We start from the raw sequence: 18,620 nt of genomic DNA on the forward strand, positions 1-18,620 counted from the left end.
GCGACGGTTCCCTTGCGCGAGTGCTCCTGAACGTCTACTCAGCCAAAGGAAGAGATACGCCCCAGGCCGGTGAACCTTTGCGGTCACAGCACTAGATGCCTGGCGCGAACGCGATCTGCCTGATGCCGCACGAGAGGGATACATGATCGGCATCAACTGGAGCGGACCACGTCTCGTCGGCTGGAGCTTCACCCCGGTGGAAGTTCTCACCCGACTCGCAGCGAGTGATTAGCCCACAGCGCCGTTCAACGCAGATCGCAGTCGCCGCCAACAGATCAGAGCGCGTCCAAGGGTGAGGAACGCCTCGTGGATGTCGACACGTATCTCCCAGCGGATCCGCCGGCGGCGGAACTAGTGCAGATGGGCGAACGCGCGCTCCACGACCCAGCGTTGGGCGCCCAGCCCGGAGCCGTGCTCGATAGTCTTCCCCGCCGACGCGGGGGTGTTCCGGCGTGTTCCCACAGGTCAGAATGCTTCCCCAGGTCTTCCCTGCCGACGCGGGGGTGTTCCGGCGCCGCTCGCGTGCTCACCGCCGGATGCAGTCTTCCCCGCCGACGCGGGGGTGTTCCGTGGACGCGCCAGGCGGCGATCTGTTCGGGCTGGTCTTCCCCGCCGACGCGAGGGTGTTCCGACCCCGCAAGGTCGATCCGGAGGGACGCGGAGTGTCTTCCCCGCCGACGCGGGGTGTTCCGTACAGCGCAGCGTTCAGCGGGTCTTCGAGGACGTCTTCGCCGCCGACGCGGGGGTGTTCCCATCGACATCAACCCGCTGTACTTCACGATCACGTCTTCCCCGCGGACGCGGGGGTGTTCCGGCGCGTACGGGGGGTGTTGGGGCAGTTGACCAAGTGGGACTACGTTCTCGGGCCGGCCATGGTCACGGCGGTAGAGGCGGTGACGACGATGCTCGTCGACACCGCGGTCGCCGACGGCGGCACCCGTATCAGCGTCCACCTGTCCGACCAGGACGGGCAGGCGTGTGTCGTCGCTCTGTCCCACCAGGTAGCACTGACAGCCGGTCACGACACGGAAGACTCCACACCGGCACGGCGAACAACGCCAAACTGGAGTGCCCACCGCACAAGTAGCCCGTAATCGCTCGCGGCAGCCAAGAATCGCTCGATGCCCAGAAGATTCCCGTTCATCGAGAGCACGGCCGCAACGTGAAAGTCTCGGTGCGTATCCACCCCGAGAACAACCTCATCTGCAGAATGTTCAGGGGCAGATCCCGGTGAAATAATCTCTCATCCCCCTCCGTGAGACGCAGCGCCAGCAGTCAACGCCGACTCGACCAAGCGGTCACAAGTGAGAAATTGCAGGTATGCCACGCAAGCCAGTGCTCTAGACACGCTTGTTCGAGTCGACGGTTGAACCCACTGCCACACCCCGAAAACGACACAGGATGGTCAAGACACTTCGGTCCAATATCTCAAGAGCCAGCCCTCGACGCCGCGGCAGTGTTCACCAACATCCTTCCCAGCGACAAGCCTCACAGCCCCTATGAGCGGGGTCCTGGTTGCAGCCGTCCGACCAGGCGGAAGAGCTCCCGGGCCGCGTAGCGTTTGAGGCAAGGGACGATTTCGCGCCGGGCCATGCCCCCCGTGATCCGGGCGCCTGAGCTCCGCAGACGGGTGACCACAATGCGGTGGAGCGCGGCGTTGGCCTGACGGCCGCCGCCCCGGCTGAGATGACGGTACTGCCGGCGTCCCGAGCAGCGCTCGACCGGGCTCACCCCGCACAGAGCGACGAAGGACGCCTCGCTGTCCGGCCGCGCATCCCCGATGCGTGTCTATTCCCTGACCGCCTCCCCCGCAGGCCGACGGCGGAGTGGCTTCGAAGCAGGCGACGCACTGGACACAGTCGAACTGAACATGCCCGTTCTCCTTCCGCTCCGATGACGTGTCGCGTTGCCGGCACCGGGCCCCGTCGGGCGGTCAGAAACGTGAGGACGCCATAACAATCGGCAGGCCCCTATCGGGACACACCACGCCGGCCCGGCACCAACAACGCACCATCCCCGGCCAACGGCCGACACTGTGAAACCAGGACACCTCGGTCAGAAACCCCATGAGTCAGACCCCGGACCCGGGACAGCACCCGCCTATACTCCCGACCCTCTCAACGCATCGACCCCCAATATTCAAACCTGACCGTCAATCGAGAACATTCGACAGCTGACGCCCAGTACCGACAGTGCATGCGCGAACAAGACCACCGTCTACGCACATTGCGACAGGTCTTCTCGGCCACGGAGCCACCTCCACAGCCTGTTCGACACGGGTGCCTGGTCCGCCCGCGCGGTCATCTCGGCGACCGGGAACCTGATGGCGGCGGCCCTTTGTCCCTGCCGTCCCCGGCAGCGAGACCTTCGCCGGCCGTCAGCTGCACACCGTGCAGTTTCCCTGATGGGCGTCAGGCCAGGCTTGGCATGAACCCGCCCGTGGGCGGTGCCGAAGCCCAGCAAGTGGGCCCAATTAATCACCTCGGTCAGTTCGTCAACGGACAGGACAGCTGCGCCACCGGCTCGTTCGGCGTCTGCGCACCAGTCAGCCATGGGCCAGGATCGGTGACCCCGTCGGCTATGTCGATCACCCGGGCCGAGAGGGACGGGGGCGCTGAGCCCGGCTTCACCGGGCCCGTCCACGACACACATGGTGAGCCTGGGCGGTACCCATGCCTCGCCCCTGGCCACCTCTCCGAAGGCAATCACCACAAGATCATCAATATCAGCGGTGAGCATTCACGCAAGAAGCACATGACCTTGTCCAACTGTGATGATCATCATTCGGAATCTTCCCTTCCGTTCACAGCTGTTCCACAGTTCGGCCGTAGTGTCTCTCGATGATCTTGCCTACCGGCAAGATCGGAAAGGACCACAAAGCCGTGTCCAGATACACAACCGGGCGCTCCCGCCTGAGACGCCACAGGGGCCGAATAGCCCTGGCGTCCGCCCTCGTGCTGGCGGCAGAAGCCGTCTTGCTGTCCGGTCAGGCGGCCGTCGCCGCGCCGGATGATTCGACTACCAGTGCCTCTACTGCCAAGTCCCCGTCCAAGGCGGAGATGTGGAAGTCCGACCTGGCTTGGGCGGCCAGTCACGCCAAGGGCTCGAAGGCTTGGGCGATCACTCAGGCGAAGAAGACCGGGAAGAAGGTCGTCGCCACCGACGAGACGACCCCCACCGAGTACACCGTCGCCAACCCGGACGGCACCCTGATCACCGAGTTGACTGCCGGCCCCGAGCGGGTCTGGAAGAACGGCACTTGGCAGAAGGTCGACGTCACCCTCGCCAAGGGCGCCGACGGGGGCATCGCTCCGAAGTCGCACCCCAACGGTCTTCGCCTGGGTGGCAAGGCCGGCGCGCTGCCGAAGTCGCTGCGTGCCGCGCAGGACGATCCTGCCCGTGACCTGGTCACCCTCGGAAGCGGCGATGACAAGGTCACGTTGCAGTGGAAGGGCGGCCTCCCGGCCCCCGAACTGGACGGCACTCGCGCCCGCTACAGGAACGCCGTGCCCGGTGCCGACGTCATCGTCGAGGCCACCCGCACCGGCTTCGAGCAGTTCGTCGAGATCGACGAGCGGCCCGCCGGCGCCTACTCCTACACCCTGCCGGTGCAGGCCAAGGGTCTGAAGGCGAAGGCGAACAAGGACGGTTCGGTCACCTTCACCGACTCCGAGACCGGTGCAGAGCGGGCCACAATGCCTGCCCCGGTCATGTGGGACGCGGCCGTCGACAAGACCTCCGGCGAGCACACGAACCGGGTCCGCGTCGACATGGAGGTCGTCGACAAGGGTGCCGGCAAGATCGACCTGGTCGTCACCCCGGACGCGGAATTCCTCGCCGACCCGAAGACTCAGTACCCGGTCACCGTCGATCCCTCGACCTCGGCGCTGTCGAACACCTTCGACACCTACGTGCAGCAGGGCGAAACCGTCGACTGGTCCACCGACACCGAACTCGACCTCGGCAACCCCGGTACCAAGAACCCCGACGGCACCCCGCGCACCGCACGCTCCTTCATCACGTGGAACACCACACCGATCCAGGACGCGCTGATCGTCGACACCAACCTGGCGTTGTGGAACTTCCACTCCGGCAACACCGACTGCACCGCGCAGAAGTGGACCGTCTGGGACACCAGCGCCCCGTCCACGTCCTCGCGCTGGACCGCGCAGCCCACCTGGAAGCAGGAGTACCACTCCTCGACGCAGACCAAGGGAAACCCGGACTGCGCCGCCACCCAGCCCGACGGTGTGATCAACGCGGACGTCGACACGCTCGTCCAGTCCTGGGCCTCCGCCAAGGTCACCCGCGGCCATATGGGCCTGCGCGCGGCCACTGACGACGTCAAGGCATGGAAGCGGGTCAACTCCGCGAACAACGCGGCCAACCAGCCCAAGTTGTCCGTCACCTACAACTACCGCCCCTCGGACGGCACGAACCGACAGGCAGGCGCACCCTTCAAGTCGTACGCGGGCGTGTGGGCGGTGAACACCACCACCCCGACACTGCGGGACACCTTCACCGACCCGGACGGCGACAAGGTCAACGGCACCTTCCAGGTCTACGACGCCGCCACCAACACCCCGATCACGACGCCCTCGGGCGAGGGCTTGATCGTGTCGGACTTCGTCGACTCCGGGAAGCCGGCCTCCGTCACCGTCCCGGCCGGACAGCTCCAGGACGGTAAGACGTACAAGTTCCGCACCAACGCCTACGACGGCACGCACTACAACCTCAGCTGGTCCCCCTGGACCCAGTTCGTCGTCGACACCACCGCACCCGGTGAGCCGCAGTCCATCACCTCGGCCACCTACCCGGAGAACTGGGGCGGCGGCGCCGCCGGTGTCCCGGGCACCTTCGACGTCATCACCGGCGCCTCGGACGCCTACCAGGTGCAGCACCGCCTGGACCCCTACGATGACGACGCCGCCGACTACGGCTGGTCCACTGTGCAGACCTCCACCGGCACGGCGAGGGCCGTGGCCCCTGATGCTTCCTACACGGTTGCGCCCGCGGCGGACGGCAACCACGTGACGCAGACCCGCACGATCGACAGGGCCGGGAACGTCGGCCCGATCAAGGACTACGGGTTCACGGCCGGGACCCGGGACTACAACCGCGCACAGAAGATCGACATCACGCTCCCAGCCAACGAACCCAGTTCGCAGCAGCCGGAGCCGTCCGATCCTCCGCAGCCCGCTTGGGCAGACTGGAAGCAGGGCAGCCAGGCCCGCACCTTCAAGACTGGCGACGGCACCCAGGTCACCGTCACCCCGAAGGACCAGGCATCTGAGGAGTTCACCAGGAAGGCCGCGCAACAGCGCAATGCCCGCGCCGGCTCGTACCCGGACCCGGTCGTCACGGATGCCTGGTGCCAGCCCAGCCTTGCCGGTGCCGCACAGAAGTCGCTGATGACCCGCACCGAAGCCTGCGTCTTCTACGACATCGGCTTCATCGCGGAGACCAAGTTCGAAGACGGTGTCGTACCGGTGAAGTACCAGGCGAACTTTGAGGTGCACTTCCAGGTCAAGACCGACGCCCACGGCGACGCCATCAAGACGTGGGTGCAGATCAATCCGGTCTACAACGACTTCCCTGGCAATGAGCGTGCAATCGTTATGGGTTCCGGCGACCCGGACGCCTGGTTCGACTCGATGTGCCTGAGCGACGGTTGCAACACCGGCGGCGACAGCCAGCGGCAGAACTTCGATTTCTTCGGCGACCTCACCTGGAATGGAGGCATGAACGGCAACGAGCCGGTCGACACCCATATGGCCACTGGCACGGCCGACCACAAGTGGAACGGTCAGGTCGCAGGCATCGGCTCCAAGGACGCAGATGTGTCCAAGGAGCTCCCGGTGACCTTCCAGGGAAGGCCCGATACCGATGTGCCAGCGCCTCCGGGGCTGAATGGACGCCCGGGCGAATGGCGGGATGACTATGGTGTCTGGCAGCCGCAGGCGCTGATCGTGACCTGTGACAAGGTCGCCTCCTACGGCGCCCCGGGTTGTGTCCTGGCCCAGTACGCCCCAACGTACAAGTTCAACACCGCCGCCTACCCGGAGGCAGCCGCGCACGCCTGGTTGATCCAGAACAAGTCGAAGGTCAAGGGCCTCGGGCAGAGCTTGGCCGATCCGCTTCAGTACCTGCCGCCGGCGGCCCGGAACAAGCAGAGTTACGACCCGCAGAAGAGTCGCGATGCGATGTGCACCCGCTACGGGGGGCCGAGGGCTGCGAGCACCGGGTGGGTTCCGCGCAAGACGTTCCTGCCGCATCCGAAGACGGCCTTGCATCACGTCGGTGTGCACTTTGACGAGGTCAACTGCGACGAGTTCCCCTTCGCCTCGACGTATCAGTCCGCTGGTATGAAGGCGATCAACGGTGGTAAGAACGAGGCCCCGAACGGTGGCGCGGACTGCATGCAGACCGTGTCCGCCACCACGGACGACGGAAGCATCCACTTCCTCGACGACACCCGTTACGACGCGCCGTCGTTCACCGAGAACTGCGGCCGGTCCTCGATGTCCGGTGACGTCAACCAGGGATCAATGCAGCCGTTCGGTACGTTCGCTAGGCAGATGCGGCTCTTGGACGAACAGGCGTATTTCCTGGATCCGGGCAACGCATGGTTCAAGGGGTGTGACACTTCGAAGGCAGAGCTGGTCTGCAGCATGACGAAGCCGTAATCCGGCCGCGGCGCAGCTCATGGGGCCCACCCCGGCGGGGGTGGGCCCTACCCAACGTTCAGTGCACAGGCCGCCAGTCGGCGAAGGTCTCGTCCAGCCCCGGCGGTCCCTGCGGGTCTTGCCAGATGAGGCAGCCGTAGACGATGCCAGGCACCTTGTAGCCCATTAGGTCAGCCGGGCCTTCAACTAGGGTGCGGTTTACGGCTTCCAGGTAGGCGGCGATTGACGGATACAGCGGCTTCTCCATGAGCATGCCCTCGTAGCTGCTCCACTCACCCAGGCCATCAGCTGACAGGTACAAGCCGGTGTCGGTTGCTTCGGCGTAGTTACCGAAGGGAGCAACCCACTGAGCGCCTTCCCAGAAGTCCTTGCCGTGGGGGTCGAAGCCGGCCAGCCGCGGCCGGATGGACCGATCGGGAGTGAGCAGCAACCCGTGGGGCAGGAACCGCCCGGTGTGCACCTCGCCCTCTTCGTCGTACTCTTCAAGGTCGAGTTGGCGCACCCCACCGGCCATCGCCCACAGGGCGACCAGTTCGGGCGGGAAGCCGTACCCGCAGTGCCGCATGAGATGACCTTCCGCTTCCTCGATCTCGGCCCCGGAGATCGGAGGCAAGATCGAAGCGTGCGAGGTAGGGGCGTTCACGCGCAGCCACTCGGTCAACTGCTGCCAGGCGGAGGCCGTCCGCCCTGTATGTACGGTGTCCATACTCCGGATCCTACGCAAAGTGCACTTCCGCCCTGTGGCAGCAAACCGGCTTCAGTGAAGCGGCACGGCCCCACCCGAGCCACTGAGTTCACGGAGGCGAGGGGCCTGGTGCCCGTGGATCGGCGTCCAGTGCTCGAAGGCGTCACCCAGGCCAGGATTCTCGGGGTTGTCCCAGAGCAGGCAGCCCCACACGATGCCAGGCACGTCGGCGCCCATCAGGTCTGCCGGACCTTCGGTCACCGTTCGGTGGACGGCTTCGAGGTAGGCAGCCATCGACGGATATTCAGGTCTCTCCACCGGCTCATCCATGAGCGACCATTTTCCGACGCCGTCGGTGCCAACATAGTGGCCTTGCAAGGGCCCCGCTTCGTCTCTCGTGAGCCACGGAAGCACCTGGGCGCCACCCCACCCGTCGCGCTCACCGTACGCGTGGACCCTCGGCCCCAGCGCCTGGACCGGGGAGAAGATCACTCCGCCGGGCAGGCAAGCCCCGGAACCGACCTCACCCTGCTCGTCGGCCTCGATGTGCTGGTGCTCCACGCCACCGCACAGTCGCCATAGAGCGTCCAGCTCCGCAGGCAGCCCGAACCCGAGGTACTGCTTCAGCCGGGAGTCGGCGGTGGCGATCTCTTCGTCCGTCGCGGGCGGCAGGAAGGATGCGTACGAGGTGGGAGCGTGCTCGGCGAGCCAGGCGGTCAGGACTTGCCAAGCCGCTGCGACCCGTTCACCTTCATCATTTGATTGAACAGACATTCGGCCACGCTACAAGAAGCCAAACCCGTACTCCGAAAACTCTATCCGGGCGAGGACTTCGTCCGGAAGGCCGCGCAACGGCACAGGCAGGACGTGGGTTTGTCATCGCCGGCCCCGCTTCTGCGTTGTCTGGGGGCAGCAGGCCGGACCTGCTGCCAATGCCCGAACAAGCGGAGCTACAACCCGCAGAAGAGCCACGACGCGATGTGCACCCGCTACCAGGGGCCGAAGTCGGGAAGCATCGGATGGATTCCTCGCAAGAGGTTCCTGCCCCGTCCTCTGTCGGGTGCCGTTCGACCGCCGAAGGCTAGGGGCATGCCTGGATAGACTTGATGTTGGCGCGGCCTGCTGCCCCACCCCTACGCCGTGCTCGGCTACCGCAAGGACGGCTGGCCCATCCGCCCCATCCTCGGTGCGTCCGAGGGCGACCCCGCGCAGCCCCCGGTCCAGCCGGTGCGGACGTTCTCGCAGGACGAGGTGTCGCAGCTCCTGGCGCGTGATAAGCAGCAGGGCGGCCGATCTGCGGTCAACGAGTCCCCGACCCAGCTCGGCTTTGCGAAGCCCGAGGACCTGGCGAGCTTCGTTCAGGCTCAGAAGGCCGCCGAGACTGCGCAGCTCACCGAGGTCGAGCGCCGGGAAAAGGCCGCTGCCGAGCGGGCGACGGAGGCTGAGCAGCGCATCGCGACGGCAGCCGCACGGGAGCGGACAGCGGAGCGCCGGGCTGCGCTCGTTGGTCTCGGTGCGCTCGGGGGCGACTTGGTAGACGCGGAGGCGCTGCTGCGTGTCGCGGTCCCTGAAGACGCGGACGAGAAGGCCGTGGGCGAGGCTGCTGAGGCGCTGAAGAAGAGGCGTCCGACGCTGTTCGGAGGCCAGGCGGAGGAGACGACGCCCGCGCCGGGTGGGTCTCCCGCAGGTGGACCGCCGCCGCGCCGCTCAACCGCACCGAAACCTGGTGCCAACGGAATTGACATGGCGAAGCGGCGCGGGTGTATCTCGGAGTGATCACCTTGAGGTGACCACAGCTTCAACCCACCGGCGGGCAAAGCCGGATCGGGGACCACGCCCCTACCTCTTCCGTGGACGGCACCATCATTGGGTGAGTGCGCGGCAAGCATCCGCGACCGTCCACAGGAGGCAGGGGCTTTGTCTATCCAGCCCATCTCTCGGTCGGCGACGTACACCGCGAACCGTGACTGGCTCGCGTCGCTGCACGGCACCGACCAGACCGAAACGATCACTCTCGACCTGTCGAAGTTCACTGCGGGAACACATACCTTCGCGTCGACCGACATCAGCCAGCCGTACTCTCCTGTCACCTTCGGCATTGCAGTCGGGCGGATTACGGCCTCCGGCCTGTATGGGCCGTTCGACAAGGCCGCCGTCGACGGGCGGCAGGTCCTGGCAGGCCACGTCTTTGCCGAGGCGTATTTCGCTCCCGGTGCCACGAAGTGCCCGGCAGCGATGCTGTGGCACGGCGTCGTGAAAGCCGCCAAGGTGCCTGGCGGCATCGTCCCTGCCGACGTGACGCTCTCGTCCACGTCCGCTCAGATCCGGTACGTGTGAGGAGACCACGATGACCATTCAGGACCTCCTCAAGGACGTGTCGGTCAAGGACTTGACCAGGTTCGCTCGTGCCATCCCGACCCCGGACGACTTCCTGCTCACCAACCTGGTGTTCCCGGCGCTGAAGGTGAACGAGGTGAAGTGGCGGATCAGGGACAACGGCCGGTACGTCAACGTCGCCAAGTACCGGGCCTACGACGCCAGCGTGCCGTTCGCATCCCGCGAGGCGTGGTCGACCGTCCGCGAAGGCGCTCTCGCCGAGATGGGTCAGAAGCTCGTCGTCGGCGAGCAGGAGCAGCTGCTCCTCGACGCTGAGCGCGGCGCCAACCAGGACAGGCTGATCGAGCTGCTTTACGACGACGTGGAGCGGCACGTCGAGGCAACGCACGGTCGCCTTGAACTGGCGGCGGCCGACGTTCTGCTGGACGGCAAGCTGTCGATCGCGGAGAACAACTACATCAACGAGGCCGACTACGGGATGCCCGCGGCGAACATCGTCACCGCACCGGTCCTGTGGTCCGATCCGACGTCGGACCCCCTCCGGGACGAGCTTGGGTGGCTTCAGCACCTGGAGGACCTGGGTGTGCCGGAGCCGGAGTTCGTTCTGACGTCGAAGAAGTGCTAGAGCCACGTCGCAAACAACGCCGCATACCGGGCTGCGTTCTGGTCCAGCGTGTCCCCGTCGACGACGCCGACCACGACCCTCACCCCGGCGCAGGGCCAGTCGGTGCGCGACACCTTCGGACTGCCAAAGGTCGTGTTCTACAAGGCGCAGGTCCGCGTCGACGGTGTGTCGACGAAGGTTCTGCCTGACAACAAGTGGATCTACATCCCGCCGCAGCGCGACAAGTGGGCCCAGATCCAGTGGGGCCGCACCTGGGACTCCCTGAACCTCACCAGGGGCACGAATCCGGAGATCCTGCGGGAGGACGCACCGGGTCTGATCGTGACCCGTGGTATCCAGACCGACCCCGGCCAGATCTGGACGAAGGTCGCTGCCGCGGCGATGCCGGTCATGCACACCCCGGATGCGCACCTTGTGGCAACGGTGATCTGAGGTGTCTCGACGACTGTGCACAGCGGTGCATCTGGTGGACCCCGTGACGCGCGAGCACGTGGTTCTCCTGCCTGGTGAGGAGCCTCGCGAGGCGCTGGCCGAGCTGATCACGAGTCCGGGACCTTGGCAGGACGACGGCTACCCGGAGGTGATTGAGGTACCGACGATGAGTGAACCGGACGCGGTCATCGTCTCCTCGGAGCCGGAGCCGGAGGAAGCGGAGGCGGTGAAGACCGTACGCCGCCGGAAGCCCGTGAAGACCGAGGCAGACCTCGCGTAACGCTGCCCGCCCGGGCCCGACACCCCCCGTGGTGTCGGGTCGGTCCAATCCCACAGGGAGACCGCGTGCCGCCCGAAGTCCTGGCATGGCTGCTTGCCCAGCTCGGCCCCAACACCGACACCACCGACCTTGCCGCACGCTACGCACGCCTCGGGGCGGCGAAGGCTGTGGCCGGCGAGGTACTGGCCGAGCGCCGGGCCCGCCTCCTCGCCGATCCTCTGCGCATCACCGTGCCCGGCGCCGTCACCCTCGACCAGAGCGCCAACCTTGCTGGCCTTGAACGCCAACTGGCCGCGCTCCCCTCCATGCTCACGCCAGACGAGGCGGTGACGGCGGGCTCCACCGAAGACATCACCGTGGCGCAGTTGGTGCGCCGCTTCGGGCGGTCCTGACCATGCCGTACGAGTGGCCGCCGCTCACCCCCGGCGATCCTGACCAGTTGGCGCGGCGGGTCGCCGCCGTCCTCGAAGACGCCTGGCAGCGGCTTGCGGACAAGCAGACGGCGGTGACAGTCGCGATCACGGCGCGATGGAGGCTCCCATACGTTCTCGCAACGCTGGAGGAGTTCAAGGATGCGATCTGCGATTTCCACAGGCGTATGGATAACGAGGCACGGGCGTTCGTCGGGCGTCAGCTCCCGCACCTTTACCAAGAGGGCGCGGTACGGGCCGCCGATCAGATCGGGGAACGCTTCGCCTGGACGCTGGCACACTCCGACGCTCTCCAGTCGCTGGCCTCCGACAGCTACGGCGACTTCCTGCGCCGGTCGCAGGAGGCCAGACGGATGGCAGAGCAGTGGTACCGACAAGTGAGGGCCATCGCCCGTACGGAAGTCCCGCTCCTTGCCGCTGGGAACACCACGGCGGTGCAGGCAGCGAAGGAGCTCGCCGACAAGGTGGCCGCGCAGGGCCTCAGCCACGTCGTGTACCGCAACGGGGCCCGCATCCCGGTCAGGGCCTGGGCGGACTCAGCGACCCTGGCTAAAAGTGCCGTCGCCTACAACGCGGGCACCCTCAACAAGAGCCGCGAGGCAGGAGTTAGGTACGTAGAGGTGTTCGACGGCTTCGACTGCGGCTGGGTATCCCACCGTGACCCCGACAAGGCCACAGGGACACTGCGTCAGCTGGAGGCGGCGGAGTGGCCGATCTCCCATCCGCGATGTCGACGAGCCTTTGGGCCGCGCCCGAATATGGCGCGCGAAGCCGTCGGCGTTGGCGAGCCAGGAGCGTCGCTCTGATGGCTGGGCGGTTGAGGCCCGGAAGAGGCGGAACGCCCCTATCCCCGGCGTTCCCGGTCCAGGACACGACAACGGAGGCAGGCGGGTTGAGGACGCGACCTGTCTGGCAGAGCTCGGCATCGGGACACGGAGGTAGACATTGAGCTGATGCGCTTCTGGGCTACCAACCAGGTCACTGCTCGTGATCGCTGAACTGTGGTCGTCGCCGCCAGTGTCTACAGAACGGTGCTCCGAGGTGCCAGCGAATGTATTGCTAGTGATGCCGCCGCCCGCCACGACTGAGCCGGAGGCGCGATTATGAATGGTCACTGCCTGTCGGACAGAGGGCCCGCCGTCTCCCTTTCGAGATCGGCTGACCCTTGTGGATGCCGATCCCGTAGCAACTTTCCTGTGCTTGCGTCGCTCCCTCAAGCGCGCAAGTACGAAGGTCAATAGGGCACTTGAAGAGACCAACGCACGCGGATGCCAGGGCACCCACCCAGCCAACGATCAACTCAGTTGTCATCGCGTCTTCCCTCGCTCGCACAGGTACGTACTACTCCCGGCTGTGAGTAGCGTTGCTAAGGGCTGTCCCGTTAACAGAGTCCCGGGCGAGGCAGCTGGTGCGACTTGCTACGGTTGTCCGTCTTTGGATGGCCTGGACGTGCAGTGGGCCTCGGATCGAATGGAGGCTGGGCGATGCGGTTTGCCTGCCGGAACTTTGGACTGTCGGATCTGCCACGGCGTGGTCTCGCCCCACACGAGGCTCCCCTGGAGGTTCTCCTTCTCGACATCGAGGCCGAGCTGTCCATCTGGGAAGGCGGCCGGGCGGTGTGGTCCGAGAAAGCGTTCCCTGTGGCTGAACTGGCGTACCACTTGGCGCTCTGGCTCCAGAGCCCGGCCGCCGGCCAGGAGGACTTCGGGCTTGACTCGATGCAGGCGGAGCCGGGCCTGATCCGCATCGTGGGCTCCGGTGAGGGCTGGCGGACTGGCTCTGTTTTCACGCCGGAGTTCTGGACGGCACCCGTCTCCTGGGATGTTCTCGTGGCGGAGATCTGGCAGTTCGTCGCTTCCGTGCGCGAGGGGGTCGCCGCCATGGGTATCGAGCCCGACTTCATTCCGGAGCTCTGACGGATGCTCCGGCCCGGTCTGGCCGGAGTGGGACGATCTTGGTGTGGCTGGTGTGATCACGGCGTCGGAGCGGTCCTGGAAGACCCGTTCGTTGGGCTGAGCCCGTGCCGCTTCGGCAAGTTGGTGACGGCGCTGCGGCGTGAGGGCGCCGACGAGGTGCGACGGCGACGGCCGTGGGGGGCTGCCGCTGGAGGACCGGGTGCTGCTGGTCGCGGCGTACTGGCGCACGAACTTGACAGTGCGCCAGCTCGCGCCGTTGTTCGGCATCTCGAAGTCCGCGGCAGGCCGGGTAATTGATCAACTCGGGCCGATGTTCGCGCTCCACCCGCGCCAGCGTTTCCGCAAGGACACCGTGCTCATCGTGGACGGCACCCTGGTGCCCACCCGCGACCACACGGTGGCCGAGCAGTCCAAGAACTACCGCTACTCCACCAACCACCAGGTCGTCATCGACGCCGACACCCGCCTGGTCGTCGTGGTCGGACGCCCCCTGCCCGGCACCCGCAACGGCTGCAAGGCATGGGAGGAATCAGGCGCCAAAGCCGCCGTCGGCAACACGATGACGATCGCCGACGGCGGCTACCCGGGCACCGGCCTCGTGATGCCCCACCGGCGCCGCAAAGGCGAGGAGTTGCCCGACTGAAAGCAGGCGCACAACAAGTCCCACAAGCAGGTCCGCGCCCGCGTCGAGCACACCTTCGCGCGCATGAAGAGCTGGAGAATCCTGCGCGACCGCCGATTGAAAGGCGACGGCGTACACCACGCCATGCTCGGCATCGCGCAACCGCACAACCTCGCCCTCTCAGGATAGGCGACCGGGCCGAACAGCCGCTGACCTCGCCCTTGCCGACTCGAAGATCACTTGCGGGACAAGCCTTAGGACAGTTCAACAAACCACACTCAAAGGCCGCCCACCCCGCAAACCAGGCAACTGCCCGCACCGGGATGATCTTCAGCTACGAAAATCTTGCCGGAGCCACGTTCACTTGCACGCCGACACGAGGTCACCCAACCGCAGGTGGCGGGAATCCGCCTCCGAGTGTCCACGTCTCGTTCACTTCCCACCCCAAATGGCTTCCGATTAGTTGCTGTTGGGCCGAGTCATGGCAGGTGGGCCACGAAAGCGGAGTCTTCATCTTCGATTCCACTGAGCATGGCAACTGGCCTCGCGGAGCAACTTGCTAAGCGTAACGCTTGTTACAGGCAGGCGGGTTGCCGCCAATGTGTTGACTTCTTAACTCCGCTCGAAAGAATCAACCTGCTTGATCAAGAGCCTGCTGCGCCACTATCTCAAACGTGGCACCCAGGGGTCCGATTTGTCAGGCACATGCCAGCACGTGAATCTACTGGAAGGCATCACTCCATGAGCACGCTGAAGTCGAGGATCGCCAAGACGCTGCTGGTCGCTGCTACTGCTGCAGCCCTGTCGGCAACCATGAGCACCTCTGCACTCGCTTCCAACCAGGGCAACGCGTACGGCGACAACGGCTTGGGCTACGGATACTTCGAGAGCACCGGCGACTGGTTCTACATCAACGACACCAAGGCTGACGGCCACTCTGCCGTGCTCGTCTGGGAAGCCAGCGGCGGCCGATCGAACGACGAGTGGGACACCGACGGCTCCAACAACGGCTGGACTGCTGTCAACCGCGACCTGCCCGAAGAGGACACTGTCCAGTACCGCGTGTGCTGGGGAGAGTGGTCTACCCAGTACATCAACTACGACAGCTGCGGCGCATGGGAGACTGGCAGAGTCAGCGGCTGATACCGGCGGTGCCGGTCGCAAGCCGTGGCCGGCACCATCGCCTCCCTGTCTTGAGTTCGCTGAGAATCAACGTATCGCTTCCCGCGATCTGGCCCTTTCGCCGCTGGCGCGAGCACGGGCTGCTCGACGAGTTCCACGATCCGGCTGCGCGGGCGGGTCCGGGAGCACGAGGGCCGCCAGGTAGAACCTGTCTCGGTCACCACCGCGAACACCGGCGAAGCGGACGCCGCCTTGGTCCCGCTGTTCCGACTGCGCCGCCTGCACAGCGACGTCACCCTCGTCAGGCCAACGAACCGGAAAGCACAACCGAAGCGGTCAGCGCACTGCGCCGACAACCGGTTTCGGGAGCCGCGAAATACCTCACCCTGATCATCAAGATCGACCGGCGAGGCACTCGCTACGTGCTCGCAGTCGTCCCCTGCGACCGGCGTGTGGACCTCAACGCCATCCGCACGCTTTAGCAGCCCGCTACGTCGGATTCAGCGACGCAGCCACGGCCGAGCGACTCGCCCATGCCGTCCCCGGCGCCGTCCTGCCGTTCAGCTTCGACCCCGAACTTGAACTCGTCGCAGACCCGAACGTTGTTGCCCAGCCCTGCCTCTACTTCAACGCCGCCCGCCTTGAACGCTCGCTGGCCGTCACCGGCGCGGACGACACCAGACTCGCCGGGCAGCGCATCGAACGCATTACCAGTCCGATCTCGAACTGACACACCTCACAGCTGGCCTATCCGGCCCCATCCCGACGTTGCCGCCACTCTCATAAACGGTCGTTTCTGAGAGAAACCGGGATTGGATGCCTCGCGCCGCCGAGTACACCCGGCGTCTTGGCGTACTCGGCGGCGCGAGGAGTGGTTCCTGGCTCGTGGGCGGTGGGGGTCAGCCGGGTGTGAGCTGGCGGTCGATGACGGTCATCCTCTCTTCGAGGGTGGCGGGAACTTCGTGGATGTCGGCGGTGATGCTGGCATTGGTGAGGGTGGTGCGGACGGTGTCGGGTGGTGTGTCGGCGAGGCGGACGCGGGTGCCGTTGAGGGTGACGGGGAGCCCGGCGCTGTCGAGGGCGGCGAAGGCTCCGGCCCAGTGGTGGGTGTCGACTTCGCAGGTGGTGGTGCCGATGATCTCGGCTTCGGTTCCGCTGGCGACGGCGTGTCCGTGCGACATGAGGATGAGCCGGTCGCACTGCTGGGCTTCTTGCATGTAGTGGGTGGTGACCAGGACACCGGTGCCGTTCTCGGCCTGCTCGTGGACCGCGTCCCACAGACGGGCCCGGGAAAGCGGGTCGACGCCGGAGGTGGGTTCGTCCAGCACGAGGAGTTCGGGGTGGTGGCCCAGACCGATGGTGAATGCCAGCCGGCATTGCAGGCCCAGGCCGATCTCGCCGACCAGGCGGTGCTCGACCGCCGTCAGGGCCGGTTCCAAGGCGGGAGGATCGGCTTGGAAGGCGGCGGGGGCGAAGGAGATGTTCTCGGCGACGGTTAGGGTCTGCCACAGCCCCAGCCCCTGGGGGACGTAGCCGAGGCGGCCGCGGGTGGTGCGGTCAGGGGTACGCCCGAGGCCGTGACGTTGCCTTCGGTGGGGATGATCAGTCCCAGCAGGAGGCGGATGAGGGTGGTCTTGCCCGCGCCGTTGGCGCCGAGCAGGCCGACGATCTCGCCGGGACGCACGTCCATGGTGACGGTGTCGACTGCGGAGAAACTGCCGTACCGCTTGGTGACGGTCTCGGAGCTGATGAGGATCTCGGCCATGTCAGGACTCCTGCTGGGTGGCGAGGGTGAGGGAGATGACGGTGTCCTCCATGTCCGCGTGGATCGGCTCCTCGCCGGTGCGCGCGGGGCCGGAGTGCCAGGAGCGGGTGGCCCTCCCGCGCCTCCAGGACAGCTCGGCCGGCCCGGCGGGAGCGTCGCCGGAGGTGAGGGTGCCGGGGGCGTGGGCCAGGACGTCGGCGGGAGTGCCGGAGGTGAGGGCGCGTCCCTGCTCGATCGAGGACCAGGCAGGTGGAGGCGCGTTCGGCTTCGTCGAGGTAGGCGGCTCGGTGGTGGCCACCGAGCAGCCGGAGACTGCGAGGCCGCCCGACAGGTACTGATCGAGATGTCCAAAGGCGTGGGTTCGAGCTTTCCGGAGGTGGCTCGAAGTCGAACCGACGGGTGGTGCAGCCGTCACCGTACCCGGGTGTGCCCGGGTTTGCCCGAGCCCGCCGAACCGGCGTTACCCGAACAGTGAGTTGGGCAGAATGCCAAGCATGGATCAAGCCTTAGCGGCTCTGCTCGGCGCCGTTGTGGGATCTGCCGGAACCGCCGCCGCAGCGACCTTCACTGGGCTCTCTGCTCGGTGGCAGGTGCGCACGCAGGGCGCCCTGCAGCACAGGCAAGTGCAACGACAAGCCCGCCGGGAGGCATACAGCGCTCTTCTGGCCGACGCATCGCGTGCTCGGGACGATCTGTCCTCCGTGTGGCACCGGCTGCGTGGCGAACGCGCCGACATCAACGAGATTAGGCAGCTGCTCGACCAGAGCAAGAGCTCCGTGCATGCCGCGCAGCGGGCCGGGGCGACAGTGGCGGTCGAAGGGCCGCCTGCCGTTATCGATGTCGCACGCACGCTGCTGGACGACCTTGCTGTGCTCTACGCCGTTCTGGCGGCCTACAGCGCCTGCCGCGCTGCACATGAGGACCCCACCGAACACATAGCGACCTGTGCCCGACAGCGCCACCAGGTACGCATGGACATAGATGCCTTCGCAACCGCTGCACAAGCCGCGCTCAGCGACCGAGGGCTGGAAGGACGAAGGCTGTGACTCAGGATTCCAGCAGGGAGCACCTTGACTGGCTCCAGCATGTCTTTGCGGAGCGCACCCACATAGAAGTTGGGCCGAGCGACAGCCCCTGGGAACACGGCATGGCCTCCATCCACGCTGCACTCGTAGCCAGCGAAATACACCGGCGTTACGACGTCCCGCTGCGCATTTCCTGGGAATGGCTCCTAACCCTTACTCCAGAAGAGATCGCCATCCAGCTCGCCTCCGCATCCAACGAACGTGGGCACGGGGCGCACGACGTGACGGGCTGAGAAGCACCGGCAGCGGCTTGGAACAGTTGTGGAACGCGCAGCGTCGCACCCGCCCGGCCATGCCTCCACCGTACGCGCGCAGAACGGGAGGCGGGCGACTCGTTCTCCGACCAGGGACACGGACACAAACGTCTGCGCGCGCGAAGTGGGTGGCTATGACGGGCTGCGGCGCGCGTCAGGAGCGGGTTCGCGACGCTGGCCGGGCGCCGAGCGCAGTGACGGCCCACCCAGTTCGGTCCCAGGCAGCGCGGTCGAGGGTGCAGCGGGCGTCGATCACGGCCGGGGTGGCCATGTGGTTGACGAGCGTGGCCGGGTCCGCGTGCCGGCATTGCTCCCAACCGGGCAGGTGCAGAAGCACGTGTGCACCGTCGAGGGCAGTTCGACGAACGCACCCGCAGGGC

At 66.3% G+C, this 18,620-nt stretch carries 16 protein-coding genes and 4 pseudogenes; 13 read left to right on the forward strand and 7 right to left on the reverse strand.

Annotation, left to right across the window (positions count from 1 at the left end; all coding sequences use genetic code 11):
• Nucleotides 1-228 precede the first annotated feature (228 nt).
• Nucleotides 229-423, reverse strand: a pseudogene (locus ACWGO0_RS32130) (transposase); the annotation flags it as partial.
• Nucleotides 424-839: 416 nt separating this feature from the next.
• On the opposite strand from ACWGO0_RS32130, the gene ACWGO0_RS32135 reads away from it, so the two are divergent.
• Nucleotides 840-1,094 (forward strand): hypothetical protein, encoded by a 255-nt coding sequence (locus ACWGO0_RS32135; protein ID WP_453543067.1) that lies wholly within the window; start codon nt 840-842, stop codon nt 1,092-1,094.
• A gap of 403 nt (nt 1,095-1,497) precedes the next feature.
• Here ACWGO0_RS32135 and ACWGO0_RS32140 read toward each other — a convergent pair whose 3' ends face one another.
• Nucleotides 1,498-1,782: a transposase gene (locus tag ACWGO0_RS32140; RefSeq protein ID WP_453543161.1), complete on the reverse strand. Its 285-nt coding sequence runs from the start codon at nt 1,780-1,782 to the stop codon at nt 1,498-1,500.
• Between the two features lie 1,193 nt (nt 1,783-2,975).
• Between ACWGO0_RS32140 and ACWGO0_RS32145 the strand changes: the two genes are divergently transcribed.
• Nucleotides 2,976-6,686: a DNRLRE domain-containing protein gene (locus ACWGO0_RS32145; RefSeq protein WP_453543070.1), complete on the forward strand. Its 3,711-nt coding sequence runs from the start codon at nt 2,976-2,978 to the stop codon at nt 6,684-6,686.
• Between the two features lie 58 nt (nt 6,687-6,744).
• On the opposite strand, the gene ACWGO0_RS32150 is transcribed toward ACWGO0_RS32145, so the two are convergent.
• The gene (locus ACWGO0_RS32150; RefSeq protein WP_453543073.1) at nt 6,745-7,392 is read right to left on the reverse strand and encodes a hypothetical protein; all 648 of its coding nucleotides are present in this window, start codon (nt 7,390-7,392) and stop codon (nt 6,745-6,747) included.
• Nucleotides 7,393-7,443: 51 nt separating this feature from the next.
• Nucleotides 7,444-8,145: a hypothetical protein gene (locus tag ACWGO0_RS32155; RefSeq protein ID WP_453543076.1), complete on the reverse strand. Its 702-nt coding sequence runs from the start codon at nt 8,143-8,145 to the stop codon at nt 7,444-7,446.
• A 366-nt stretch (nt 8,146-8,511) separates the two neighbouring features.
• On the opposite strand from ACWGO0_RS32155, the gene ACWGO0_RS32160 reads away from it, so the two are divergent.
• The 9 genes and pseudogenes from ACWGO0_RS32160 to ACWGO0_RS32200 all read left to right on the forward strand — a co-directional run bounded on the left by ACWGO0_RS32160 (nt 8,512) and on the right by ACWGO0_RS32200 (nt 15,157).
• Entirely contained in the window at nt 8,512-9,147 is a 636-nt protein-coding gene (locus ACWGO0_RS32160; protein ID WP_453543079.1) for a hypothetical protein, read from the forward strand.
• 141 nt (nt 9,148-9,288) lie between these two features.
• Nucleotides 9,289-9,708, forward strand: a complete 420-nt coding sequence (locus ACWGO0_RS32165) for a head decoration protein (protein WP_453543082.1) — start codon at nt 9,289-9,291, stop codon at nt 9,706-9,708.
• Between the two features lie 10 nt (nt 9,709-9,718).
• Nucleotides 9,719-10,765: pseudogene (locus ACWGO0_RS32170) on the forward strand (major capsid protein).
• A gap of 1 nt (nt 10,766) precedes the next feature.
• On the forward strand, nt 10,767-11,045 hold the full coding sequence (locus ACWGO0_RS32175; protein WP_453543085.1) for a hypothetical protein: 279 nt from the start codon (nt 10,767-10,769) through the stop codon (nt 11,043-11,045).
• A 65-nt stretch (nt 11,046-11,110) separates the two neighbouring features.
• Nucleotides 11,111-11,437, forward strand: a complete 327-nt coding sequence (locus ACWGO0_RS32180; protein WP_453543088.1) for a hypothetical protein — start codon at nt 11,111-11,113, stop codon at nt 11,435-11,437.
• Nucleotides 11,438-11,439: 2 nt separating this feature from the next.
• Nucleotides 11,440-12,282 (forward strand): phage minor capsid protein, encoded by an 843-nt coding sequence (locus ACWGO0_RS32185; protein WP_453543091.1) that lies wholly within the window; start codon nt 11,440-11,442, stop codon nt 12,280-12,282.
• A 678-nt stretch (nt 12,283-12,960) separates the two neighbouring features.
• Nucleotides 12,961-13,392 (forward strand): DUF7878 domain-containing protein, encoded by a 432-nt coding sequence (locus ACWGO0_RS32190; protein WP_453543094.1) that lies wholly within the window; start codon nt 12,961-12,963, stop codon nt 13,390-13,392.
• A gap of 43 nt (nt 13,393-13,435) precedes the next feature.
• Nucleotides 13,436-14,203, forward strand: a pseudogene (locus ACWGO0_RS32195) (transposase).
• 552 nt (nt 14,204-14,755) lie between these two features.
• Nucleotides 14,756-15,157 carry a hypothetical protein gene (locus ACWGO0_RS32200; RefSeq protein ID WP_453543097.1) on the forward strand — a complete coding sequence of 134 codons (402 nt, stop codon included), beginning with the start codon at nt 14,756-14,758 and terminating at the stop codon, nt 15,155-15,157.
• Between the two features lie 457 nt (nt 15,158-15,614).
• Here the strand turns inward: ACWGO0_RS32200 and ACWGO0_RS32205 are convergent, their stop codons facing one another.
• The 3 genes and pseudogenes from ACWGO0_RS32205 to ACWGO0_RS32215 all read right to left on the reverse strand — a co-directional run bounded on the left by ACWGO0_RS32205 (nt 15,615) and on the right by ACWGO0_RS32215 (nt 17,199).
• Nucleotides 15,615-15,869: a hypothetical protein gene (locus ACWGO0_RS32205; RefSeq protein WP_453543100.1), complete on the reverse strand. Its 255-nt coding sequence runs from the start codon at nt 15,867-15,869 to the stop codon at nt 15,615-15,617.
• Between the two features lie 166 nt (nt 15,870-16,035).
• Nucleotides 16,036-16,901: pseudogene (locus ACWGO0_RS32210) on the reverse strand (ABC transporter ATP-binding protein).
• 1 nt (nt 16,902) lies between these two features.
• Complete coding sequence (locus tag ACWGO0_RS32215) at nt 16,903-17,199, reverse strand: hypothetical protein (protein WP_453543103.1); 297 nt, start codon at nt 17,197-17,199, stop codon at nt 16,903-16,905.
• A gap of 196 nt (nt 17,200-17,395) precedes the next feature.
• On the opposite strand from ACWGO0_RS32215, the gene ACWGO0_RS32220 reads away from it, so the two are divergent.
• Nucleotides 17,396-17,947, forward strand: a complete 552-nt coding sequence (locus ACWGO0_RS32220; protein WP_453543106.1) for a hypothetical protein — start codon at nt 17,396-17,398, stop codon at nt 17,945-17,947.
• Nucleotides 17,944-18,219 carry a hypothetical protein gene (locus ACWGO0_RS32225; protein WP_453543109.1) on the forward strand — a complete coding sequence of 92 codons (276 nt, stop codon included), beginning with the start codon at nt 17,944-17,946 and terminating at the stop codon, nt 18,217-18,219. Before ACWGO0_RS32220 ends, ACWGO0_RS32225 begins: the two co-directional genes overlap by 4 nt.
• Nucleotides 18,220-18,620: the final 401 nt, after the last annotated feature.

It is taken from the genome of Streptomyces sp. NPDC055749 (assembly GCF_053617235.1).